The sequence below is a fragment of the Bradyrhizobium sp. AZCC 1588 genome (assembly GCF_036924735.1).
Taxonomy (GTDB): domain Bacteria; phylum Pseudomonadota; class Alphaproteobacteria; order Rhizobiales; family Xanthobacteraceae; genus Bradyrhizobium.
Genome location: NZ_JAZHSC010000001.1, coordinates 4759572 through 4783793 on the forward strand (window position 1 = coordinate 4759572; position 24222 = coordinate 4783793).

Below are 24222 nucleotides of genomic sequence, written 5' to 3' on the forward strand. Positions count from 1 at the left end.
AACGTAATCGAGCTCGCAAGTTGTGATGCATCTTCCCTTCTTCTACGGCTGGCTGATCGTTGTGGTGACGTTCGTCACGATGGCGATCGGCGTCAATGCGCGGACGGCGTTTTCGCTGTTCTTTCCGCCGATCATCGGCGAGTTCGGATGGGATCGTGGCGTCACCGCGGGTGCGTTTTCGTTCGGCTTCGTGGTTTCCGGCGGCGTCAGCCCGCTGATCGGCCGCATGATGGATCGCCTTGGTCCGCGCGCGGTGATGGAGCTCGGCGTTGCGCTGATGGGCGGCGGGCTGTTGCTGGCGCCGCTGACGACGCAGCCCTGGCATCTCTATCTCACCATCGGAGTGCTGGTCGGCGCGGGCAGCGTGTGCCTCGGCTATTCCGGCCAATCGCTGTTCCTGCCGAACTGGTTCATTCGCCGCCGCGGGCTCGCGATGGGGCTCGCCTTTGCCGGCGTCGGCATCGGCTCGGTGACCTTGCTGCCTTGGGTGCAGCACATGATCGAGCAGACCGGCTGGCGCACCGCCTGCACCGCGATGGGCATCCTGGTGCTCGCCGTGCTCGCGCCGATCAACCTTCTGCTGCGAAAGCGGCCCGAGGACATCGGTCTAGAGCCGGATGGCGACGCGGCGCCGTCGGCGACATCGGCCGCGTCTCGCTCGAACGTCGTCGATCCCGTGTGGGCTGCTACCGACTGGACGCTGCGCCGCGCGCTACGTACCGCGCGATTCTGGTGGATCTCGCTCGGCTATTTCGGTGGCCTGTATGTCTGGTACGCGGTGCAGGTGCACCAGACCAAATACCTGCTCGACATCGGCTTCAGCGCCAACGTCGCGGTGTGGGCGCTCGGCGTCGTAAGCCTGCTCGGCATACCGGGCCAGATCTGGCTCGGGCATCTTTCCGATCGGATCGGCCGCGAATGGATCTGGGCGATAAGCTGCGCCGGCTTTGCGATCTGCTTTGCGGCGCTGATCGCCTTGAAGTTCGCGCCGGTACTGCCGTTGGTCTATCTCATGATCTTCACGCAAGGCGCGCTCGGCTATGGCCTGACCTCGATCATGGGCGCGGTGGTGCTGGAAATCTTTCAGGGCAAGCAATACGGCAGCATCTTCGGCACCATCATGCTGGCGGCGCTGGCCGGAGGCGCGGCGGGCCCATGGGCGACCGGGCTGCTGTACGACCTTTCAGGCAGCTATACGCTCGCCTTTGCGCTCGGCATTGCCGTCAGCGTCCTGTCGGCAGTGGCGATCTGGCAGGCATCGCCAGGCAAGGTGAGGGCGGTCGCGGGACAAATGCACAAGGCGCCGATCAAGCACGACCAGGCGTAGCCGCAACAGCTCATGCCGATGAAATTCCCATCGCCCGTTGCAGGTCGCCGATGGCGCGAAAAAAGCTGTCGGGCGGCGTGGTCTCCGGGTCGATCAGGCGGTGCAGGCGAAAGCCGTCCTCCAGCGCCAGCACCAGCGCGCCGGCCCATGGCGGATTGAGAATGGTGGTGCGGCCGCTGTTCCTGGCCGTGGTCTCGATGATGTCGGTGACCAGCTTTCGCCGGGCGCGCAGCCGCTTGGCGAGTTCGGGCCGGCGCTTTTCGGCGCGCGCCACAAACAGGATCATTTCCATATGCAGCAGGGGCGAGCGGCCGAGCGGATCCTGCTGGCTTCTATTCATGGTCTTGAGCGCGTCGATGAAGTCGGCGAGGTTCTTATGCCGCTCGAGCAGATCGCGGATGCGCCCGATCGATTGCTCGACGTGATCTTCGAGCATGGCGATGATCAGTTCGTCCTTGCTCTTGAAGTTCGAATAGAATGCCCCGCGTGTGAAGCCGGCGGCCGCCGCAATCGCCTCGATGCTGGCGCCGCCAATCCCCTGTTCCTCGAACACGCGCGCCGCCGCCTCGAACAGCTTTTCGCGGGTGTCGTCCCTTGTGGGTCTGGTTCGCACTCTTGACATCTGTCCAGTTTAGGCGAGAATGCAACTCAATACAACAATGTATCGAATTTCGACCGAGCGGCCCGGGGGAAAACGCGCTGAATGGCGCACAGCCAGCAGGAGGTCACCATGAACGAGCATGTTCAGACTGCCAGTAGCGCGCCGTTGTTCAATCCGCTGGCTCCGGAATTCATTCGCAACCCCTATCCACATTACGAGCGGATGCGCACCACCGATCCCGTGCATTTGACGCCGCTCGGCATGTATGTCGCTAGCCGCCATGCCGAGGTCAGCCTCGTCATGCGCGACAAGCGGTTCGGCAAGGATTATGTCGAGCGCACCGTCCGCCGCTACGGCCCCAAGATCATGGACGAGCCGGTGTTCCGCAGCATGAGCCACTGGATGCTGCAGCAGGATCCGCCGGACCACACCCGCTTGCGCGGCCTGGTGGTGAAGGCCTTTACCGCGCGCCGGGTCGAGGACATGCGCCCGCGCATCCAGCAGGTCGTCGACGAGACGCTCGACCGCATCATCCCGCAGGGGCAGATGGACCTGATCGAGGATTTCGCGTTCCGCCTGCCGGTCACCATCATCTGCGACATGCTCGGGATCCCCGAGGACCATCGCGAGGCGTTTTATACCGGTTCACGCGACGGCGGACGCCTGCTCGATCCGGTGCCGCTCTCGCCGGAAGAGATCAAGCAGGGCAACGCCAGCAACGCGCTGGCGGCGATGTATTTCCAGCAACTGTTCGATCTCAGGCGTAAAAGCCCGGGCGACGACCTGATCACCCAACTGGTGCAGGCCGAGGAGGACGGCAGCAAGCTCACCAACGAAGAACTGACCGCCAACATTATCCTGCTGTTCGGCGCCGGCCACGAGACCACCGTCAACCTGATCGGAAACGGCTTGCTGGCGCTGCATCGCAATCCAGACCAGCTCGCGCTGCTCAAGGCGAGGCCCGAGCTCATCACCAACGCCATCGAGGAATTCCTGCGCTACGATTCCTCTGTGCAGATGACCGGCCGGGTGGCGCTGGAGGACATCGACGATCTCGGCGGAAAGCGCATTCCGAAGGGCGAGAGCGTGCTGTGCCTGCTCGGCTCAGCCAACCACGACCCGGCGGTCTATCCTGATAACCCGGAGCGGCTGGATATCACCCGGCCCAACGTGAAGCCGCTATCGTTCGGCGGCGGCATCCACTTCTGCCTCGGGGCCCAGTTGGCGCGGATCGAGGCCGAGATCGCGATCTCGACCCTGCTTCGGCGCATACCGGACCTGCGGCTCGATGACGCTGTCAATGCGGAATGGCGGCCGACCTTCGTGCTGCGCGGCCTGAAGCGCCTGCCGGCAAGCTGGTAAGACTCTGACAACTCCCCTGGCGGCGGTTTTGAGCCCCAGGTTCAGTGGGCGGGGCCTGGCGAGGCTCCTGTCAGTATGCCGCTGTGACTTCGCCATACTTCTCTCTATATTCCGAGCAGCTCCGGGGCAGGGTCCGGCATGGCGCGCGGCCAGCGCCGGGGCGGTTCAAGGGGAAGCACCGTGCAGACGACACTGCTCGGCCTGGCAATCGCCTTCATCATTGCGCTGATTGCCGCGCTGGTCGGGCCGTACTTTATCGACTGGAACCAGTTCCGGCCGCAATTCGAGGCTGAGGCGAGCCGAATCATCGGCGCGCCGGTCCGCGTCGGCGGCAAGCTCGACGCGCGCCTATTGCCGGCGCCGTCGCTGCAACTGCACTCGGTCGTGGTCGGCGGCGCCAACGATCTCGGCAAGGTTCGCGCCGACAAGCTCGACGTGGAATTCAGCCTGGGCTCGCTGATGCGTGGCGAGGTGCGCGCCACCGAATTGACGATCAACCGCATGTCGCTCGATCTCGGCCTCGATTCCAGAGGACGGATCGACTGGCCGGCATCGACCGGGACGCTCAATCTGGGTTCACTGGCGATCGATCGGGTCAATCTGACCGGCCGCATCGCCCTGCATGACGCGGTCAGCCGCTCTACGCTCGAACTGAACGACATCGCTTTCAGTGGCGACGTGCGTTCGCTGGCCGGTTCGATCCGCGGCGACGGCAATTTCATGCTGTCGGGCACGCGCTATCCGTTTCGCGTCTCCTCGGGGCAGGGCCCCGAGGGCAACGGCACCCGCGTTCATCTCAATATCGATCCGGGCCAGCGTTCGCTCGCCATCGATCTCGACGGCCTGCTGAACTTCGATTCCCGCGCGCCGCGGTTTGAAGGCGCGATAACGCTCGTCGCTCCTCCCGGCCAGAAGGGCAAGGGCAACGATCCACCGTGGCGTATCGCCGCCAAGGTCAAGTCCGATTATTCGGCGGCGCGGCTCGAACAGGTCGAAGTGACCTATGGCGCCGAGGAGCGCGCCCTGAAACTTGCAGGCAGCGGCGACATCCGTTTCGGTGCGACGCCGTTGTTGCGCGCGGCGCTGTCGGCGCGTCAGCTCGATGCCGACAGGTTCGTTGCCAAGGAAAATGGCAAAGACAATTCGAGCGAGCCGGCTCGCGCGCTGCCGGCGCTGCAGGCGCTCAGCTCCGTCGTTCCGCATCTGCCGATCCCAGCGCAAATCGAACTCGCCTCCGAGCAGGTCATCCTCGGCGGGCGCCCATTGCAGGACATCGCTGCCGAGCTCGAAGGCGATGCCAAGTCCTGGCGCGTCCACAGGCTGGAGTTCCGCGCACCCGGCGCGACCAGGGTTTCGCTCAGCGAGGCCGGCGCGAAGAGCGCTGTACCGGACCGCTTCAAGGCCGCGCTCAGCGTCGAATCCTCCGATCCCGATGCGCTCTTGACCTGGCTGCAGGGCCGCGGCGACACCGCTTATCGCAGCCAGAAGCCGCTTCGCCTGCGCGGCGACATCACCGTGGCGCCCGAAGGCTTTGCCATCGACACCATGAAGGCCGACATCGATGGCGGCACGGTGGAGGGGCGGGTGGTGGTGTCGCACCGGCAAGCCGATCACGGCTCCCGGATCGATGCCGAACTGAAAGCGGCGCGCCTTGATCTCGATGCCGCCACGGCTTTTGCGCGGTCGCTTGTAGGGCCGCAAGGCGAGTGGCCGGACGAGGGAAAGCTTTCGCTCGATATCGGCCGCGCCACCTCCGCCGGCCAGGAGCTATCTCCGCTGCTCGCCAGACTGGCTTACTCGCCGGCGAAGATATCGCTCGAGCAGTTGAAAATCGGCGAGCTTGAAAACGTGACGCTGGACGGCGCGGGCAATTTCGATCGCGTCAACGCGACCGGATGGTTCGTGCTCAATTCGAGCGCCGCCTCGCTCGGCCGGCTGACCAGCCTGATCGTTCCCTTTTCACCGCCGCTGGCCGCGCGGCTCAATGCGATGGGGACGAGCCCGGGTCCGGCGCGCCTGAAACTGGCGCTCGATCTCACCAAAAATGCCGGGCCGTCCGATCGCGTCCAGGCGCGCGCCACGGCCGAACTCGACTCGCCGCTGCTCAAGGGCACCAGCACGATCACCGCCAGACCTGCCGTCGCGGCGATCCAGGGCATCGATCTGGCCGCCCTCCAGCGCAGCGAGGTCTGGATCGATTCGAAATTGTCGTCGGAGCAAGGTCGCACCCTGATGGCATTGCTCGGCTTCGATCGCGCCATCACGGCGGGCGATGGCCCCGCGCAATTCGAGAGCACCGCGACGGGCGCATGGGGCGCGCCGTTGCGGCTCAAGGCAAAGATCTCGGGAACGGGGCTCGATGCCGAAGCGGAAGGCTCCGCCGAACCATGGGCACCGGAGGCAAAGGCCGTTCTCGGCTTGAAGGTTCGCAGCGCCGATTTCGCCCCGCTGCTCGATCTCAAACCGGCGGATACGCTGGCGCAGAACATCGGCCTGTCCTCGCGCGTGCAGCTCACCGGCAACAAGCTCACCTTCGACGATCTCGACAGCAGCGTCGGCGGTTCGCGCCTGCGCGGCCGCGTGGCGGTGACGCTCGGCGAGGAAAAGGAGATCGAGGGTGAGATCGGCGCCGACCAACTCGCGCTGACGCCGGCCCTTGCCCTGGCGCTCGGTGTCGCCGGACACGATGCCACTGAGCCGCTCGGCCGCGGGCTTGCGAAGGGGTGGCGCGGCAGCATCGCGTTTCAGGCGTTGCGCGGCCTGCTACCGGGCGGAAGCGAATTGCAGCCGGTGAGCGGGGTCGTCAAGAGTGACGGCAAGTCGCTGACCTTCGACGCCATCAAAGGCAAGATCGGCGGTGGCGATGTCACGGCCACGATCGATGCAAGGCCAGGCGCGCACGGAATTGCCTTGAACGCGAGCGTCCAGCTTTCCGGTGTCGACGGCGCGGCGCTGCGCTATCGCAATCTCGCGATGCCTGCCGGCCGGGCGTCGATGCAGATGACGCTGACGACCCAGGGCCGCAGCGCCTCGGCGCTGGCGGGCGCGCTGTCCGGCAGCGGAACGCTGACGCTGGAGGCGGCCAGGATCTCAGGCCTCGATCCGCGCGCTTTCGAAGTGGCGGTCCGCGCCAATGACAACGGGCAGGCCAAGGACGACGTCCGATTGAAGCAGATCGTCGAATCCGCACTTCCGGCCGGCGCGCTTGCGGTGCCTTCGGCGCAAATCCCGTTCACCATCAGGGACGGCCGGCTTCGCGTCGGCGCGACGACGCTGGACGGCAATGGCGTGCGGGCCATCGTCTCCGGCGGATACGATATCGCCGCCGATCAGGCAGATGTCCGCGCCGCCCTTTCGCTGACGATGACGACCGGACGTCCGGAGATTCAACTGCTTGCCGTGGGGACACCCGATGCGCTGAGCCGCAGCGTCGACGTTGCCCCGTTATCTTCGTGGCTGGCGGTGCGTGCGATCGATCACGAAACGCGAAGGCTCGATGCCATCGAGCGCGGCGAGCCGCCGCCGTCGTCGCCGCCGCCAATCGTGCTGCCTACGGAGGGGCAGTTGCCGATTCCGGAGGCAGTGCCGAGCGCGCCGGTCATCGCGCCAAAGGGGCGCGACCCACGGCGACCTCCGGCGAAGAAGACGACCGCGCCGCGTCCGCCCGTCGTCAACGCGCCGCCGGCGCCTGTCGCAGGCCAGCCGCAGGTTGCACCGCTGCCGCCGCCGATCGACGTCAGGCCCGCGCCGGGCGCCGCCAAGCCGAAGCCGCGTCCGCCGCTTGCGCTGACGCCGCAGTTCGCCAATCCACCGCCGCGCTCGAACTAGCCGAGCACGATCTCCCGGTTAATCCCGATCGCCTTCAGAAATGCCTCGTCGTGGCTGATCGCGATCAGCGCGCCGTCGAATCCTTTTAGTGCACTCTCGAGCTCCTCGATTGAGGCGAGATCGAGATGGTTGGTCGGTTCGTCCAGCAGCAGGAGCAGAGGCGGCTGCGGTCGTGCGAACACGCAGGCCAGACCCGCACGCAGCCGCTCGCCGCCACTGAGAGAAGCCGCGATCTGTAGGGCCGCGCGATTGCGGAACGCAAACCGCGCCAGGGCGGCGTGCGCCGCATTGGCCGAGAGGTCCGGATTGAGGCGCCGCAGATTGTCGAGGATGCTTAGCTCGGGATCGAGCAGGCCGACATGCTGATCGAGCACGGCAATACGGTCGGTGAGGCGGCTGATATCGCCGCTCGCGGGGTTCAACTCACCGGTGAGCAGGCGGAACAAGGTGGTCTTGCCAGAACCGTTGGCGCCGCGGATGGCGATCCGCTCGGGTCCGCGAACCTCGAACGACAGCGGACCGAACAGACGGCGCTCCCCGAAAGCCATCACCACGTCCCTGAGGGCGACGAGTTCGCGGCCGCCGGGCAGATGGGTGCGCGGTAGATCGATCGAAAGCGGTGTCAGGATTTCGACTTGCGCTTTGGCCGTTTCCAATGCTTCGGTGCGCTCGCCGAGCAGGCGGCTGGCAAGCCCGCTTTCGCGCGCGGCGCTGTTCTCGGCGCGCTCCTTCTCGCGGTCCATGAACATTTTGTCCTCGATGCCCTTGGCGCGCCAGGCGCGGCCGGCCTTGTCGCGGCGCGCCTTCTTTTCCCGCGCCTTCTGCACTGCGCGCTCGGTATTGCGCAATGCATCCGAGGCGCGGTCGATGTCATCGGCGGCGCGGGCCCGCGCCGCCTCACGCGCCTTGGCAAACTCCGGCCACGCGCCGCCGAACAGGGTGATTCCGACCGGCGTCAGTTCGACGATGCGGTCGACGCGTTCGAGCAGCGTGCGGTCGTGGCTGGCAACGAGTACGCCGCCCTGCCAGCGTTCGAGCATCTGCGCCACGGCCTGTCTTCCGTCGGTATCGAGATTGTTGGTCGGCTCGTCCAAGAGCAGCAGATCCGGCGCCTCGATCAAAAGCCGCGCCAGCGCCACCCGCGTTCGCTCGCCGCCGCTCAAGGAGACGATCGGGCGATCCAGCGGCAGCGACGGCAGTCCGGCCTCGATCAGCGCCGCTTGTATTCGCGCTTCCAGCGTCCAATCCGCTTCCGTCGCGTCATCAAGCGATCCTTCGCCGCGTTCGAGCCGGCGCAGGCGGGCGAGGCCGCCGGCGACGCCAAGCGCCTCGTCGGTCGTCAGCCGTTCGTCAGTCAGTTGTGCGAGCATGCCGATCGAGCCGATGCGTTGCAGCGATCCGCCGGCAGGTTCGATCTCGCCCGCAATCAGGCGCAGCAATGAGGATTTGCCGCAGCCGTTGCGACCGACAAGGCCGGTGCGCTCGCGCCCTATGGCGAGCGTCAATCCGTCGAACAGCGAGCGTCCGTCAGGCGTGGCGAGGGAGATGGAATCCAGAACGAGAAAGGCAGGCATGGAGAGCTTCCGAAAATGGACTGAGGTCGCGAGGCGCGGTCAGCTTTGCGATGTCCATTTCTCTCTCCAGGGGGTCTCTACGCTTCTTCAGCCGGTTTTCGCCGGGTTCCGTCGGCCGCTTTTACGGGGACTGCAACGACCGTCAATTAGATACGCATTGCCGTCACTCGTCCAGCCAGGCAGGGCGCAAACGGTTCGCGCGGGCCTGGCGGGAATACTTCATTCGCGGCGGGGTCTCTACCTCCGGCTGGACCATGGATGCGCTCACGCAAGGAAAACCGGAGGTTTGCATGATGAAGTCGGCAATCAAGTTCGCTACGCTGGCGTTGTTTTCAATGGCTGTGATGGCATCGCCGCCATCCGTTCCCGCCTTTGCCGCGGGAGGCGGCGGTGACCCGCCTTCGGCCAACCCGCCGCCGCCGGACACCAGATCCGCTCCCAAATCGACCTCGAAGTCGAAGAAGAAGCCCCCCAAACAGTCGAGCACCGACGATGATGATGCGTTCCGGAAAGCGTACCGTGCCGCGCATGCGACGATCTATGAGCGTAACGACTTTGCTGGTGCCATCGAGCAGCTAAAGGCGCTCGGCCGTGACGATAACGCTGACGTTGCCAATCTGATCGGCTATTCCTATCGCAAGCTCGGCGACTACAGGCTGTCGCAAGTTTGGTACGAGCGCGCGTTGAAGGCGGATCCGAACCACGTGCTGACCTGGCAGTATTACGGCCTGTGGCAGGTCGAGCAGGGCAATCGCGACCAGGCGTCGTATCATCTGACGCGGATCGCGGCGATTTGCGGTACGGCTTGTGAGGAGTATCGATCGCTGGCCGCGGCGCTCGAAAAGCCGCCCGGCACCGGACTCGTTTATTGAGCTTATGACGTAACAGGGCGGGTGCGTTGCGACGCGCTCGCCTGATCGAGGCTTACGCCTGCGGCCGCGGCGCGTCCGGCGCGGCGGCCGGCATGGCGCGGGTACGGAAATAGTCGAGCACGAAGAGACGGATTGCCGAGGACAGGTTGCCCTGCTGGCGATTGCTGTCGATCTCGCCGACGAGTTCGGACAGCGTCATGTTCCGCAGGCCCGAGATTTCCTTCATCCCGTTCCAGAAAGCTTCTTCGAGGCTGACGCTGGTCTTGTGACCGGCAACGACGATCGAGCGTTTGACGACGGGCGACTTCATGATGCGTCTCCGTCCTCGAGCTTGTGCTGGTCCAGAAGATCGCCGGCGCGATCCTTGCGACGTTCATCGAGCGTGCGTTCGGCCTTGGTCCGGCCAAAGCGCGCGCGGTTGGCATCGGCTTGCTTTGCCGATTGTTCCCGTTCAGTACGCTTCTTGAATCGCTTCAGATTGATCACGTCTCCCATGCTCGCCTCCATCATCCGGCGACTCGAAGACATGATGATTCATGGGGCGGAAAAACGTCGCGTCGTGCGCAAGCAAATTTGATGGTCATTCGGAATCCCCGTCTACCGGCTCTGATAGCATCAAAAAATACATTTCGCTCTGCGAAAAACCGAATAATTCCTGCTCCTACCATGCGTCAACACAACGGCGATAGATGATCCACCTCATTCTTCAGGTATCATCCATAATTTATATCTCTCATCCGTAGTTTCCCGGGGGGCGATGCGGCGATCAACCCGGGTGTGTCATTTTGTCCGGCTGCACCAGACGTTCGAATTCGGGGGCGTCCACAAATCCGAGGCGCACAGCCTCTTCCTTCAATGTCGTTCCGCGCGCGTGCGCCGACTTGGCGACCTTCGCCGCGTTGTCGTATCCGATCCTGGGAGCCAGTGCTGTGACCAGCATCAGCGAGCGCTCCATCAATTCGCGGATTCGCTTTTCGTCGGCGCGGATGCCCACCACGCAATGTTCGGTGAACGAGCGCGCCGCGTCCGACAGCAGTTGAATGGAATGCATCATACAATATGCCAATACGGGTTTGTAAACATTCAATTCGAAATGCCCCTGACTACCGGCGACGGTGACGGCGGTCTGGTTGCCGAACACCTGACAGCAGACCATGGTCATCGCTTCGCACTGAGTCGGGTTGACCTTGCCGGGCATGATCGACGAGCCCGGTTCGTTTTCCGGCAGGATCAATTCTCCGAGACCGGAACGCGGGCCCGAACCCAACAGGCGAATATCATTGGCGATCTTGAACAGGCCGGTCGCCACCGAATTGATCGCGCCGTGCACCAGCACATAGGCGTCGTTGCAAGCCAGCGCCTCGAACTTGTTGGGCGCGCTGGTGAACGGCAGCCTTGTGATTTTCGCGACATCCCTGGCGAACAGCTTTGCAAATTTCGGCTTCGAGTTGAGACCGGTTCCAACCGCGGTGCCGCCTTGCGCGAGCGGGAACAGTTCCTTCACCGTGGTTCGCAGCCGCGCGATCGCGCTCTCGACCTGCGCGGCGTAGCCCGAAAATTCCTGCCCCAGTGTCAATGGCGTTGCGTCCTGGGTGTGGGTTCTCCCGATCTTCACGATCTTGGCGAACGCCTTTTCCTTCTTGCGCAATTCGCGATGCAACTCGTCGAGCGCCGGAATCAGGTCGGCGAGGATGCGTCCGGCGGCAGCGATATGCATCGCCGTCGGGAATGAATCGTTCGACGACTGACTCATGTTGACGTGGTCGTTGGGATGAACCGGTTTCTTGGCGCCGAGTTCGCCGCCCAGCATCTGGTTGGCGCGATTGGCGATCACCTCGTTGAGGTTCATGTTGGTCTGGGTGCCCGAGCCGGTCTGCCAGACGACCAGCGGGAAGTGATCGTCGAGCTTGCCTTCGATCACCTCGCGTGCGGCGCGGATGATGGCGCTGGCTCTGCGTGCATCGAGCAGTCCGAGCTCCCGGTTGGTTTGGGCGGCGGCGAGCTTGACGATGCCGAGCGCATGGACGATCGCGATCGGCATGCGGTCCTGACCGATCTTGAAATTTTGTCGCGAGCGCTCGGTTTGCGCGCCCCAATAGCGGTCGGCGGGAACGTCGATCAGACCGAAGCTGTCGGTCTCGCTGCGGGTAGATCTGTTTCCGGATGTTCTTGCTCGAGCCATGCGTATGTCCGTTGCGCCGTGAAGGGGCGGAACGCGTACACTACAGCGTAGCGGAGTTTCTCGCGCTTAGATTATTTCTTGCGGAAACGATCCAGTCGCACCACTTCAGCGCCTTCGCTCGTCTTTGCCGGCTCGTCCTCGATTTCCGGGGCGGGCTCCGGCGCGGCGACGGGCAGGGCGGACGGCGCGGAAACCGCCGGCACCTTCGCCGCGGGCGCTTCTGTCGCCGTTTCCGACGGCTCGAATTGCAGGCCGAACTGTACCGACGGATCGAGGAAGCTCTTGATCGCCGCGAACGGCACCACCAGCCGCTCGGGGATGCCGCCGAACGACAGGCCGACCTCGAAACGATCCTCCGTCACCACCAGATCCCAGAACTGATGCTGCAGGATGATCGTCATCTCTTCCGGATATTGCGCCAACAGCCGCGGCGACAGCTTCACGCCGTCGGCGGTGGACAGGAAGGTGATGAAGAAATGATGCTCGCCGGGCAGGCCGTGTTCGGCCGCGTCAGCAAGCACGCGGCGCAGCACTCCGCGCAGCGCGTCGCGCGCCAGCACGTCATAACGGATGTGATCGGTCGCCATGGTCGTCCTGTCAGGTTTTATGGCTGCCGGTCCCCCGACTCGCCCCTTTGCCCCCATGCTACCCCGGCGGGAGCCGCAGGTCAGCAGGCGCGACGGATCGAATTTGCAGCAACGGTTCCGTCGGCCGGAAATGAAAAGAATTAAGTGGAGGCTTCTGTTGCCAGGTGCCTCCGAACCCCGCCTAGCGGAGCTTAACCCGCTAGGACTTTAGATCGGTCTTTCAAACTGCGTTACGCAGCCTGAGCAACCGGAGCATAGTTGTCGTTTGCAACTATTGCATAGCCCGATAACGGCGGAACAATACCGGGAAAAAACTCGTCCTTTACGCCCTCGTCGATCCTGGTTCGCCCCCGCCGAAACCCACCACGGGAGGGTGGGCTTGGGTGGAGGCGCCGGGTACTGCCCCCGGGTCCGAATGGTTTATTGCGACGGTCATTTATTTCCATAGCCGGCGAACCGGCACCCCCAATATAGGGTGCAGGTTCGGAGAAAGACAGGGCCAAAGGCGCTGAACAGGAGGGGAACATGGCCCCCAACTTTCGGTTTGCTGTCGCTCAGTTGCGGTTTCGTCACGGATTCGACGATTCCAAAATGTGCCGGTCACGTTCGTTGCACTAATTGTGCGCAGTCGCTGCCATCCCCAGCGTTCGCCCTTCGTAAGGTGATCGGCAATTCGCTCGCGTGTGTTGCAGCGCGCCAACCGGAAAAGTTGCGATCTGTGTGCTCTTTATGGGTCTGATGGCGGCTTTGGCCGCTCCGTTTACCGTTGGCGCTGGAGTGCTTTGGGTTTTGCTGGCGTTGTCTGACGAAAGTCGCTAGGCAGTTTCCGGGACAAGTATCCAGGTTATCCAAGCAAACGGGCGCGAAGCCTGTCTTGGGGAGGAGAGATATCCATGAATGCTACGCCGGGCCATGCGCCGGTCAAATCCATCATGCCGAAATGGGTTCGCAACCCGCAGGAGTTTGTCGGCGGAATTGCCTTGATGGCGATTGCCGTGTTCGCTCTTTGGGCGTCGAGCGACTTGCAGGGCATGCGCGGGTTTTCGTTCGGCGCCGGTACCGCGCCGCGGATGTTCGGATTTTTGCTGCTGGGACTAGGCGCCCTCATTACCGCCGTCGGCGTTGTCACCGAAGGGCCGCACCTTGCGAAATACCATTGGCGTGGACCGTTTTTCGTGACGATCGCGATTTTGACGTTTGCCTTCACGATCCGACCCATGGGAATGATCTTTGCCGCCATGGCCGCCTTCTTGATCGCGGCATGCGGGTCACCAGAGACCCGGTGGAAGGAAACGCTGATCGTTGCCGTCTGCCTGACGACGTTTTGCAGCCTGCTGTTTCCGTACGCGCTCGGACTGCCGTTGCAGCTCCTGCCGACTTTCATGATCCGGTGAGGGTGCGATGGGAGATATCTTTACAAATCTTGGACTCGGCTTCGGCGTCGTTTTCCAGTTCGTGCAGTGGACACCCGCCTTTCTTGGCGGAATTTCCATTCCGATCCCGGTCAATATTCTGCTGTGCTTGATCGGCGCACTGGTTGGTACGCTGGTTGGTGTGCTGCCCGGCATCGGCACCATCGCCACGGTGGCCATGCTACTGCCGATCACGTTTGGCCTGCCCCCGGTAGGCGCACTGATCATGCTGGCAGGCATCTATTACGGCGCGCAATATGGCGGCTCGACCACGTCGATCCTGGTCAATATTCCAGGTGAGGCCGGCTCGGTGGTCACCGCGCTTGACGGCTTCCAGATGGCGAAAAGAGGCCGCGCCGGTCCGGCGCTCGCGATTGCCGCGATCGGATCGTTCTTCGCTGGCTGCGTCGCGACCGTGCTGATCGCCCTGCTGGGTGCGCCGCTCACCAGGATAGCGCTGGCGTTCGGACCTGCCGAATACTTCTCGCTGATGGTGCTCGGCCTGATCTTCGCGGTTGTGCTCGCGAAAGGCTCGGTGCTGAAGGCGATCGCGATGATCGTGCTCGGCCTGCTGCTTTCGATGGTCGGATCCGACATCGAGACCGGTGCGTCTCGCATGGCCTTCAACATTCCCGAACTGGCTGACGGTCTTGGCTTTGCCACGCTGGCGATGGGATTGTTCGGCTTTGCAGAGATCATTCGCAATCTCGACGCCGGCGGCGAAACCGATCGCAAGCTGGTCCAGGAGAAGGTGTCGGGACTGATGCCGACGCGGAGGGATCTCAAGGAGACAGCCCCTGCGATCTTGCGCGGCACCGTGCTCGGATCGATTCTCGGCATTCTGCCGGGCGGCGGCGCCGTGATCGCATCATTCGCGGCATACACGCTCGAGAAGAAAGTCGCGAAAGATCCGTCGAAGTTCGGTCATGGCGAAATCCGCGGCGTCGCAGCACCCGAGAGTGCCAACAATGCCGCAGCCCAGACTTCGTTCATTCCATTGCTGACGCTTGGTATTCCGCCGAACGCGGTGATGGCGCTGATGGTCGGCGCAATGACGATTCACGGCATCGTGCCCGGTCCCCAGGTGATGCAGAAACAACCGGACCTGGTGTGGGGCATGATTGCCTCGATGTGGGTTGGCAATCTGATGCTGCTGATCATCAACCTGCCGCTGGTCGGGATATGGGTGCGGCTGTTGCGCGTGCCGTACCGGTTGATGTTCCCTTCGATCGTGGTTTTCTGCTGTATCGGCATCTACTCCGTGAACAACGCACCAACCGACGTCATGATCGCCGGTGCGTTCGGTTTGGTCGGCTACTGGCTGATCAAGCACGATTTCGAGCCGGCTCCCTTGCTGCTCGGGATGGTGCTCGGGCCGCTGATGGAAGAAAACCTGCGCCGCGCACTCCTGATTTCGCGCGGTGACTGGTCAGTCTTCCTGACGCGCCCATTGTCGGCGGTATTGATGGCGATTGCAGCCGCGTTGCTTATCCTTGCGGTGCTGCCGTCGCTGCGCAAGAAGCGCGATGAGGTGTTTGTGGAATCGGAGAACTGACCTGCGTCGGTGCGCCGCAGCCCGAAGTCTGGTCGACTTCGGGCTAATTTTCTATGCCATGGAAAATGCCGGCCGGGGGGCTCGGCATTGCAACGGATCGCGGAGATCAAAATGAATTTGTACGGTCGCTCGCTTGCGAGCAGTTTTCTGGCAGTGCTTGCGGGGCTGGGCTTATTTTCTTCGCAGGCTCAAGCTCAGGCTTATCCGACGCGCAATATCACCATGATCGTGCCGTTTGCGGCGGGCGGACCGACGGACGTCATCGCGCGCATCGTCACCGGCCATATGGCGCAGACGCTCGGTCAAACCATCATCATCGAAAACGTGGTCGGCGCCGGCGGCACCACCGCCACCACCCGCGCCGCGCGCGCCGCCAATGACGGCTATACGCTGATCACGGGGCATATGGGCACGCATGCGGCTTCTGTGCCGCTCTATCCCAAGCTCGCCTATCACCCGGAAAAGGACTTCGAGCCGGTCGGACTGCTCGCCGGCACGCCGATCCTGATCCTGGCGCGCAAGGATTTTGCGCCAAAGGACCTCAAGGAATTCATCGCCTACGTCAAGGCGAACGAGTCCAAGGTCAACGCGGCGCATGCCGGCGTCGGCTCGGTCTCGAACGTATCATGCGAACTGCTGAACTCGGTTCTGGGCGTCAAGCCGATCGGCGTTCCCTTCAACGGCACCGGTCCGGCGATGAACGCGCTGGTGGCCGGTCAGGTCGACTACATGTGCGACCAGATCGTCAATGCCGTGCCGCAGATCAACGGCGGCACCATCAAGGCCTATGCCGTGGCGACGCCAGAGCGTAACCCCTCGCTGCCCAATGTTCCCACCACCGCCGAGGCTGGCCTGCCGGCCTTCCAGGCCCAGGCGTGGAACGCGATCTTCGCGCCCAAGGGAACGCCCCCGGATGTCGTCGCCAAGTTGAACGCTGCGATCGTCAAGGCGCTCGACGACGAGGCCGTGCGCAAGCGCCTGCTCGAACTCGGCAGCGTCATACCGCCTGCCGCCGATCGTACGCCGGCGGCGCTGGGAACGCTGGTGAAGAGCGAAATCGCGAAGTGGACACCGGTGGTCAAGCCGGTGAATTAATCCCTGTAATCAGACGGATAGGCGAGGGGCGGAACGCGGGTTCCGCCCCTTGTCGTTTGTTCGGAGAGCGATCATTTTTCCGGGTATAATCGGGGTGCGAAGCCGAATCGGCGTGTCGATCGGATGTCCCGGCCGTTAAAATTCGCCGTTCCGACAAAGGCCTGAAGCACCAGCCATGAACCAGTACCACGACCTGCTCGAACGTATCCTCAGCGACGGCGCGGAGAAGCACGACCGCACCGGCACCGGCACGCTGTCGATCTTCGGTCATCAGATGCGGTTCAATCTCTCGGCCGGTTTTCCGATGCTGACCACCAAGCGGCTGCCGCTGAAGGCGATCGTGCATGAATTGCTCTGGTTCCTGGCCGGCGACACCAACACCAAATATCTCAGGGATCACGGCGTTTCGATCTGGGATGAATGGGCCGACGCCAACGGCGATCTCGGCCCGGTCTACGGATCGCAATGGCGCTCGTGGCCGGCGCCGGACGGGCGCAGCATCGACCAGATTTCGAACGTCATCGACATGATCAGGCGTAACCCGGATTCACGGCGGCTGATCGTGACCGCCTGGAATCCGGCCGACGTCGACAAGATGGCGCTGCCGCCCTGTCACTGCCTGTTTCAGTTCTATGTTGCGAACGGCAAGCTCTCCTGCCAGCTCTATCAGCGCTCGGCCGACGTGTTCCTCGGCGTGCCCTTCAACATCGCGTCCTATTCATTGCTGACGATGATGGTGGCGCAGGTGACCGGACTGAAGCCCGGTGACTTCGTGCACTCGCTGGGTGACGCGCATCTCTACTCCAACCACCTCGAGCAGGCGCGGCTGCAACTGACGCGGCCGACGCGGCCGTTGCCGGTCATGAAGATCAATCCTGACGTGAAGGATATCTTCGCCTTCCGCTACGAGGATTTCGCGCTCGAAGGCTACGATCCGCACCCGCACATCAAGGCCGAAGTGGCTGTATGACCAGCGGTGTGAGCATCTGATGTCGCTGACGATCCGCCGCGCGCGCCCGGGCGAAGCGGGACTTGTCCTGTCCTTCGTTCGCGAACTCGCCGAATACGAAAAGCTGCTGCACGAAGTGGAAGCGACCGAGGCCGGTATCGATGCGGCACTGTTCGGCGCCAATCCGCGCCTGTTCTGCGAAATCGCCGAGTGGGACGGAGAGCCGGCCGGCTTCGCGGTCTGGTTCGTGAATTTTTCAACCTTCAGCGGTCGCTCCGGCATCTATCTAGAAGATCTGTTCGTCCGCCCGGCGCTGCGCGGTAAGGGAATCGGCAAGGCGCTCCTGGTGCATCTCGCGAGGGAATGCGTGGCGAACGGTTGGTCGCGCTTGCAGTGGGCGGTGCTCGACTGGAACACGCCGTCGATTGAATTCTATAAGTCGCTCGGCGCGGTCCTGATGGACGAGTGGACGGTGTGCCGGGTCGGCGGTCCGGCGCTGCGCGCGTTAGCGCAAGGGGAGCGCTGATGGAAATCGTTCTCATCGTCGCGGTCGCCGAGAACGGCGTGATCGGAGCCGGGGGTGCCATTCCGTGGCGGCTGAAATCCGACATGGCGCGCTTCAAGGCGCTGACCTCGGGCAAACCTGTCGTCATGGGGCGCAAGACCTTTATCTCGATCGGCCGGCCGCTCCCCGGAAGGACCAATATCGTCGTCACCCGCGACGCTGGTTTTCGCGCCGATGGCGTGGTGGTTACCCATTCGTTCAGCGACGCGAAGGCGATCGCCACCGGCGATGCACTGCGACGTTTCGCCACTGAGATCGCCGTGATCGGCGGCGCGGAAATCTACGCGCAATGGATGGACAGCGCCGATCGCCTGGAGATTACCGAGGTGCATGCCCGGCCCGACGGCGACACGCGTTTCCCGGCAGTCGATGCCACCGCATGGGAAGAGGTGGCGCGCCTGCGGAATCCGGCCGGTCCGGACGATAGCGCCGATTTCTCCTATGTGACATTTCGTCGGCGCCAACAGGGTTAACCTCGCTAACCAATGTTTACATTGACAATTATGGCGTCAGGCATAGCTGCTTGATGCAGGAAGCTTGCGTTGTAAGGGACCTAGCGGTCCCCTATAAAGCCGGGCTGATAGGCGAGGCTGGGCATCCTGCCCAAAACAGGCGGACCCGGGCCTTCGCGGAGGAGAGTTTGCATGCCGTGGAAGAATCAAGGTGGGGGTCCATGGGGCCCGGGTCCGAAGGGACCGTGGGGTTCGGGTCCGCAGTCGGGCGGGCCGAGGCCACCTGATCTTGAGGATCTGCTGCGGCGCGGCCAGGACAAGCTGCAGCAGCTTCTGCCGGGCGGCCATTTCAGCGGAATGGGTATCGCGCTGGTGCTGGCCGGCGCGCTGGTGATCTGGGGATTGTCCGGATTCTTCCGCGTACAGTCGGAAGAACTCGGCGTCGTCTTGCGCTTCGGCAAGCATGTGCGCACCGTCGAGCCCGGGCTGAACTATCATCTGCCCTATCCGATCGAAACCGTGCTGCTGCCGAAGGCGCTGCGCGTCTCCACAATTTCGATCGGCATGAGCCTGATCGACGATCCGGCGCGGCGCGGCCGCACCATGCGGGACGTGCCGGAAGAAAGCCTGATGCTGACCGGCGACGAAAACATCGTCGACGTCGACTTCACGGTGCTGTGGCGGATCAAGCCCAACGGCGTCGGCAATTTCCTCTTCAACATACAGAATCCCGAAGGCACCGTGAAGGCGGTGGCCGAAAGCGCGATGCGCGAGGTGATCGGGCGTTCGCAGATCCAGCCGATCCTCACCGGCGCCCGTAACCTGACCGAGCAGGGCGTTCACGAACTGATGCAGAAGACGCTGGATACCTACGGTTCCGGCGTCCAGATCACGCAGGTGCAGATGCAGAAGGTCGACCCACCTGCGCAGGTGATCGACGCGTTCCGTGACGTGCAGGCAGCGCGCGCCGACTTCGAGCGGCAGCAGAACGAGGCGCAGACCTATGCCAACCGCATCCTTCCCGACGCCCGCGGTCGTGCCGCGCAGATCCTGCAGGTCGCGGAAGGCTACAAGGAACAGGCGGTCGCCGAGGCCATCGGCCAGAGCGCGCGCTTCATGAAGGTGTACGAGGAATACAACAAGGCCAAGGACGTGACGCGGCAGCGAATTTATCTGGAGACGATGGAGCGGATTCTCGGCGGATCCGAGAAGCTGGTCTATGACGGTGGCAACTCGGCACAGAGCATCGTGCCCTATCTGCCGCTCAGCGAATTGACGCCGCGCCGTCCGCCGCCGACGGCTGGTCAGCAGCAGCAGCAGCAGGGAGGCTCGCGATGAGGTCTCCGGTTGCAGGTATTGTCACCCTGATCCTGCTGTTGGCCGTGGTGATCGTGGGCTACAGCTCGGTCTTCACGGTGTCGCAGACCGAGCAGGCGCTCGTGGTCCGGCTCGGCCGGCCCGTTGACGTCGTGTCCGAGCCGGGCCTGAATTTCAAGGCGCCGTTCATCGACACCGTCATCAGCATCGACAAGCGCATCCTCGATCTGGAAAATCCGTCCCAGGAAGTGATCGCCTCCGACCAGAAGCGGCTCGTGGTCGACGCCTTCGCCCGCTACCGGATCAAGAATCCGCTGCGCTTCTATCAGAGCATCGGCTCGATCCAGGCGGCCAACATCCAGCTCACCACGCTGTTGAACGCGGCGCTGCGCCGCGTGCTGGGCGAGGTCCCCTTCATCAACGTGGTGCGCGACGAACGCGAGGGCCTGATGGCGCGCATCCGCGAGCAGCTCGACCGGGAGGCCGATCAGTACGGCATCCAGTTGGTGGACGTCCGTATCCGCCGCGCCGACCTGCCGGAGGCCAACAGCCAGGCGGTCTATCAGCGCATGCAGACCGAGCGGCAGCGCGAGGCGGCCGAGTTCCGCGCCCAGGGCGGCCAGAAGGCGCAGGAGATACGCTCGAGGGCCGATCGCGAGGCGACCGTCATCATTGCGGAGGCCAACTCGACCGCCGAGCAGACGCGCGGCGCGGGTGACGCCGAGCGCAACCGGCTGTTCGCCGACGCTTATGGCCGGGATCCGGATTTCTTCGCCTTCTATCGTTCGATGTCGGCCTATGAGACCGGGCTGCGCTCCAACGACACCCGTTTCCTGCTGCGGCCCGATTCCGAGTTCTTCCGCTTCTTCGCCAATCCGTCGGGCCATCCGCCGGCGGCGGCCGCGGCGGCCGCGGCGCCGAAGCCTTAAACGGCCGGCCCGCACCATACGCAGGTTACGGCGAAGCGGGGGGTCGCTTCGCCGGCATAAAAGCAAAAGGCGCTTGAATAGCGGGGGGATGCCATCCGATGAGGTCCATTGCGTTCGCCGACTTCCTCATCGGTGTTGGCATCCTCTTTGTGCTTGAAGGCCTGATGTTCGCAGCCAGCCCGGCCTGGATGCGCCGGGCGATGAAAAGCGCATTGGCGACGCCCGACAATATCCTGCGGATCGTCGGCATCGTCTCGGCGGTCGTCGGCCTGCTTCTGATCTGGTTCGTGCGGCGGTAAGGTTCCTCGGTCATTTTCGGGATGGTCCGAAGGACCAGTCCTCAGGCGCGCAATTGCGCATCGGGGAATCTTGAGATTCCCCAACGTGCAATCGCACATTGGGGTTTCGCTTCGCGCCCTGGAATGACGGTAATCAACGGCCGCAACTAGCTCTGGCGCCAACGAAATCGTGAGCCGCGAGCCGCCCGTTTTTCGCAGGAATGTCAGGCGCAGATGCTTGCGCCTAGGACCCATTCGGGCGCACTGTGGGCCCAAATTTGAGCCTTTGGAGACGAGCCGACATGACCGGTGCCAGACCCGCCTTGACCAGTCGCCTGCGCCTGATGGGGATTGCGATCTCGCTCGGTGCCGCCAGCATGCTGGCTTCAGTGCCGGCCAGCGCGCGCGGACCGGACGGTATCGCCGACATTGCCGAGAAGGTGATCGATTCCGTCGTCAATATTTCGACCTCGCAGAGCGTGGAGGCCAAGGGCGGCAGGGATACGATGCCGCAATTGCCGCCGGGCTCGCCGTTCGAGGAATTTTTTGACGACTTCTTCAAGAACCGGCGCGGCGCCGTGCCCAAGGGCGGCGACAAGAGCGGCGAAATGCAGCCGCCGCGCAAGACCAATTCGCTCGGCTCCGGTTTCATCGTCGATGCCGCCGGCGTCGTCGTCACCAACAATCACGTCATCGCGGATGCCGACGAGATCAACTTGATCATGAACGACGGCACCAAGATCAAGGCCGAACTGGTCGGCGTCGACAAGAAGACCGACATTGCTGTCTTGAAGTTCAAGCCGGTGAAGCCGGTGACCGCGGTGAAGTTCGGCGATTCCGACAAGCTGCGGCTCGGCGAATGGGTGATTGCGATCGGCAATCCGTTCAGCCTCGGCGGCTCGGTCACGGCCGGCATCGTGTCGGCGCGCAACCGCGACATCAGCCAGGGGCCGTACGACAGCTACATCCAGACCGATGCCTCCATCAACCGCGGCAATTCCGGCGGGCCGCTATTCAACCTTGAAGGCGAAGTGGTCGGCGTCAACACGCTGATCATCTCGCCGACCGGCGGTTCGATCGGCCTCGGCTTCGCGGTGCCGTCGAAGACGGTGGCCGCCGTAGTTGATCAACTCCGGCAGTTCGGCGAATTGCGCCGCGGCTGGCTCGGCGTGCGGATCCAGCAGGTCACCGAGGAGATCGCCGAAAGCCTCAACATCAAGCCCGCCCGCGGCGCGCTGGTCGCCGGCATCGACGACAAGGGGCCGGCCAAGCCTGCCGGCATCGAGCCCGGCGATGTCGTCGTCAAGTTCGACGGCAAGGACGTCAAGGACCCGAAGGATCTCTCCCGCGTCGTCGCCGATACCGCCGTCGGCAAGGAAGTCGACGTGGTCATCATCCGCAAGGGCAACGAGGAAACCCGCAAGGTTACGCTCGGCCGCCTCGAGGATACCGAAAAGGTGCAGCAGGCCGCCGCCAAGACCAAGGAAGACCCTGTTGTCGAGAAGCCGGTGACGCAAAAGGCGCTTGGCCTCGATCTTGCCGCGCTGAGCAAGGACCTGCGGACGAAGTACAAGATCAAGGAGAGCGTGAAAGGTGTCATCATCACCGGTGTCGACGGCTCCTCCGACGCTGCCGACAAGCGGCTCTCCGCCGGCGACGTCATCGTCGAGGTAGCGCAGGAAGCGGTCGCCAGCGCCGCCGACATCAAGAAGCGCGTCGATCAGCTCAAGAAGGACGGCAAGAAATCGGTGCTGCTGCTGGTGTCGAACGGCGAGGGCGAATTGCGGTTCGTGGCGCTCGGCGTGCAGTAATAGATCACATACCGGTTGCCCAAAAATCCCTGTCGTCCCTGCGAACGCGCTAGGGTTTCTACGCATTTTCGAGGGCTCTGCCAGCGACGATGATTTGGAAGCGAGCCATTCCGTTGTGGAAGGTGATTGGTCCGGGTGGCCGATGCGAGGCGTAGCCGGTCCATCCGCCGAGCTTGGCGATGATCCATGCCGCCCACTGAAGAGTGTAGGGGTGATGCGGGTTCTTCTGAAGCTCGGTCCTGCCTTTCATGGTTCTGTTGATGGCGGCAAGTGTTTCGATTTCTTCTGGCGTGAAGGCGCATTTGACCGGCAATTGTCCACCACCATTGCGGGCCTGAACGAGCTGAATGACGATACATGCTGCTTTAGTGGCGATCGCCACGAGCTTGATCAGGGCTTCGGCGCTTTCGAGCTGACTGTCCTCGATACGCAGACCCTGGTTCTTCAGCGAGCGAAACAACTGTTCGATGATCCAGCGCTGCTTGTACCAGGAGACGATCCGCCAGGCATCGGCCGCATTGGCGATCGAATGAGTGGTCAAGAGCAGCCAATGAACGGGCTCAGCCCCCTTCGGGGGGTGCAACTCGACGACTTCCACGAAGCTGACTTCGACACGCTCCGGCAGGTCCTTCACGCCGGGGCGCGCCGGCCGCTTGAGCACGATGGTTCCGAAGCGCAGCGAGAGGTGGGCTTGGCGACCGCGACGATCCATCCGCTGCGGCAGATCGATCACCGCCTTGTTGCAGAAGCGGGCTCGCTCCACCGCTTGATAAAGTGTTCTGCCGTCGGCCAGCGCATGATCATGCATGGCCCGCGTCAGCAGGTGGACGTTGTCGCCGGGCGTCAACGCCCAGTGCGCAAAGAACTCCCCCTCACGGTCATTGATGACAGTGATCATGCGCGCTGCAGCCAAAACCTCGCAGCCCTGCTCGGCCGTCGTCACCCAGCGCGCCGATTCCTTGTTGGCCAACTCACGCTCGTCGTGAGGGGTCTTAACCGTGCCCCTGCGCGTCCACACCTTGCCGCCGGTGAGGCCGAGGCAGGCCCCGCTGTCGGCATCGACCGCCATCATGGCATGCAGCAACACGCCGCGGGCATTGCCTTTGCCGACTTTGCCCAGTCTACGCCGACGTCCCTGCCGCGTTTGAAACTTGACCTCGCTGGTGTCCTGGATCGCCAGCACATGACGCCCGCTGACCACGGTCGCCGTCTGCCTGCTCCAGCCTTCAATCAGTTGATCGGTCGTGACTTGCGGATTGTTCACGAACCGCCAGTACGCCATGTACGCGGCCCAGTCACCCTGCGCCATCTGGCGCAAGCAGACGCTGCGCGTGCAAAGCATAGCCTGAACAAACGCCGCCCCCTTTTATCGAGGCGAACGTCGCCAAACTCGCCAAGTGATAAATCCGGCTCTCGCTGCATCTCCGACGCTCCTTCGAATCAAAGCGTCAGAAACAGAATCATACAAACCGCAAAGCGGGATAACATCATGACGCACCGAGTCAATCTGTCGCGCCAGACGTGTA

Annotated in this window: 21 protein-coding genes and 1 other RNA gene; 14 read left to right on the plus strand and 8 right to left on the minus strand. The window is 63.4% G+C overall.

The window, feature by feature from the left end; all coding sequences use genetic code 11:
- Window positions 1–25: 25 nt before the first annotated feature.
- The gene (locus tag V1277_RS22355; RefSeq protein WP_334418137.1) at window positions 26–1327 is read left to right on the plus strand and encodes an MFS transporter; all 1302 of its coding nucleotides are present in this window, start codon (window positions 26–28) and stop codon (window positions 1325–1327) included.
- A 10-nt stretch (window positions 1328–1337) separates the two neighbouring features.
- On the opposite strand, the gene V1277_RS22360 is transcribed toward V1277_RS22355, so the two are convergent.
- Window positions 1338–1949, minus strand: coding sequence for a TetR/AcrR family transcriptional regulator (locus tag V1277_RS22360; RefSeq protein WP_334418138.1), 612 nt, complete (start codon window positions 1947–1949; stop codon window positions 1338–1340).
- A 108-nt stretch (window positions 1950–2057) separates the two neighbouring features.
- Between V1277_RS22360 and V1277_RS22365 the strand changes: the two genes are divergently transcribed.
- Window positions 2058–3290, plus strand: a complete 1233-nt coding sequence (locus V1277_RS22365) for a cytochrome P450 (RefSeq protein ID WP_334418139.1) — start codon at window positions 2058–2060, stop codon at window positions 3288–3290.
- A 180-nt stretch (window positions 3291–3470) separates the two neighbouring features.
- Window positions 3471–7118, plus strand: a complete 3648-nt coding sequence (locus V1277_RS22370; RefSeq protein ID WP_334418140.1) for an AsmA family protein — start codon at window positions 3471–3473, stop codon at window positions 7116–7118.
- On the opposite strand, the gene V1277_RS22375 is transcribed toward V1277_RS22370, so the two are convergent.
- A complete protein-coding gene (locus tag V1277_RS22375) occupies window positions 7115–8692 on the minus strand; it encodes an ABC-F family ATP-binding cassette domain-containing protein (protein ID WP_334418141.1) in 1578 nt (525 codons plus the stop codon). The genes V1277_RS22370 and V1277_RS22375 overlap by 4 nt on opposite strands.
- A 290-nt stretch (window positions 8693–8982) precedes the next feature.
- Here V1277_RS22375 and V1277_RS22380 point away from each other — a divergent pair, with 290 nt between their 5' ends.
- Window positions 8983–9564 carry a tetratricopeptide repeat protein gene (locus V1277_RS22380; protein ID WP_334418142.1) on the plus strand — a complete coding sequence of 194 codons (582 nt, stop codon included), beginning with the start codon at window positions 8983–8985 and terminating at the stop codon, window positions 9562–9564.
- 52 nt (window positions 9565–9616) lie between these two features.
- On the opposite strand, the gene V1277_RS22385 is transcribed toward V1277_RS22380, so the two are convergent.
- The 5 genes from V1277_RS22385 to ssrA form a co-directional block, all read right to left on the minus strand.
- Entirely contained in the window at window positions 9617–9874 is a 258-nt protein-coding gene (locus tag V1277_RS22385; RefSeq protein ID WP_028350320.1) for a ribbon-helix-helix domain-containing protein, read from the minus strand.
- Window positions 9871–10059: a DUF4169 family protein gene (locus V1277_RS22390; RefSeq protein ID WP_334420429.1), complete on the minus strand. Its 189-nt coding sequence runs from the start codon at window positions 10057–10059 to the stop codon at window positions 9871–9873. The genes V1277_RS22385 and V1277_RS22390 overlap by 4 nt, the downstream gene beginning before the upstream one ends.
- 271 nt (window positions 10060–10330) lie before the next feature.
- Window positions 10331–11746: a class II fumarate hydratase gene (gene fumC / locus V1277_RS22395; protein ID WP_334418143.1), complete on the minus strand. Its 1416-nt coding sequence runs from the start codon at window positions 11744–11746 to the stop codon at window positions 10331–10333.
- Between the two features lie 71 nt (window positions 11747–11817).
- On the minus strand, window positions 11818–12333 hold the full coding sequence (locus V1277_RS22400) for an SspB family protein (protein WP_334418144.1): 516 nt from the start codon (window positions 12331–12333) through the stop codon (window positions 11818–11820).
- A gap of 143 nt (window positions 12334–12476) precedes the next feature.
- Window positions 12477–12833: a transfer-messenger RNA gene (ssrA, locus tag V1277_RS22405) on the minus strand.
- Between the two features lie 393 nt (window positions 12834–13226).
- On the opposite strand from ssrA, the gene V1277_RS22410 reads away from it, so the two are divergent.
- The 10 genes from V1277_RS22410 to V1277_RS22455 all read left to right on the plus strand — a co-directional run bounded on the left by V1277_RS22410 (window position 13227) and on the right by V1277_RS22455 (window position 22696).
- Entirely contained in the window at window positions 13227–13727 is a 501-nt protein-coding gene (locus V1277_RS22410; RefSeq protein WP_334369848.1) for a tripartite tricarboxylate transporter TctB family protein, read from the plus strand.
- A gap of 7 nt (window positions 13728–13734) precedes the next feature.
- Window positions 13735–15300 carry a tripartite tricarboxylate transporter permease gene (locus V1277_RS22415; protein WP_334369847.1) on the plus strand — a complete coding sequence of 522 codons (1566 nt, stop codon included), beginning with the start codon at window positions 13735–13737 and terminating at the stop codon, window positions 15298–15300.
- Between the two features lie 111 nt (window positions 15301–15411).
- Window positions 15412–16395: a tripartite tricarboxylate transporter substrate binding protein BugD gene (locus V1277_RS22420; RefSeq protein WP_334418145.1), complete on the plus strand. Its 984-nt coding sequence runs from the start codon at window positions 15412–15414 to the stop codon at window positions 16393–16395.
- 175 nt (window positions 16396–16570) lie between these two features.
- The gene (locus V1277_RS22425; protein WP_334418146.1) at window positions 16571–17365 is read left to right on the plus strand and encodes a thymidylate synthase; all 795 of its coding nucleotides are present in this window, start codon (window positions 16571–16573) and stop codon (window positions 17363–17365) included.
- A gap of 19 nt (window positions 17366–17384) precedes the next feature.
- Window positions 17385–17870 (plus strand): GNAT family N-acetyltransferase, encoded by a 486-nt coding sequence (locus V1277_RS22430; protein ID WP_334369844.1) that lies wholly within the window; start codon window positions 17385–17387, stop codon window positions 17868–17870.
- On the plus strand, window positions 17870–18382 hold the full coding sequence (locus V1277_RS22435) for a dihydrofolate reductase (RefSeq protein WP_334418147.1): 513 nt from the start codon (window positions 17870–17872) through the stop codon (window positions 18380–18382). Before V1277_RS22430 ends, V1277_RS22435 begins: the two co-directional genes overlap by 1 nt.
- Before the next feature lie 171 nt (window positions 18383–18553).
- Window positions 18554–19699 (plus strand): FtsH protease activity modulator HflK, encoded by a 1146-nt coding sequence (hflK, locus tag V1277_RS22440; RefSeq protein ID WP_334418148.1) that lies wholly within the window; start codon window positions 18554–18556, stop codon window positions 19697–19699.
- Complete coding sequence (gene hflC, locus V1277_RS22445; protein WP_334418149.1) at window positions 19696–20607, plus strand: protease modulator HflC; 912 nt, start codon at window positions 19696–19698, stop codon at window positions 20605–20607. Before hflK ends, hflC begins: the two co-directional genes overlap by 4 nt.
- A gap of 98 nt (window positions 20608–20705) precedes the next feature.
- A complete protein-coding gene (locus tag V1277_RS22450; protein ID WP_028350308.1) occupies window positions 20706–20906 on the plus strand; it encodes a DUF2065 domain-containing protein in 201 nt (66 codons plus the stop codon).
- Window positions 20907–21187: 281 nt separating this feature from the next.
- Window positions 21188–22696: a Do family serine endopeptidase gene (locus V1277_RS22455; RefSeq protein WP_334418150.1), complete on the plus strand. Its 1509-nt coding sequence runs from the start codon at window positions 21188–21190 to the stop codon at window positions 22694–22696.
- 58 nt (window positions 22697–22754) lie between these two features.
- Here the strand turns inward: V1277_RS22455 and V1277_RS22460 are convergent, their stop codons facing one another.
- Window positions 22755–24038, minus strand: coding sequence for an IS4 family transposase (locus V1277_RS22460; protein WP_334414870.1), 1284 nt, complete (start codon window positions 24036–24038; stop codon window positions 22755–22757).
- Window positions 24039–24222: the final 184 nt, after the last annotated feature.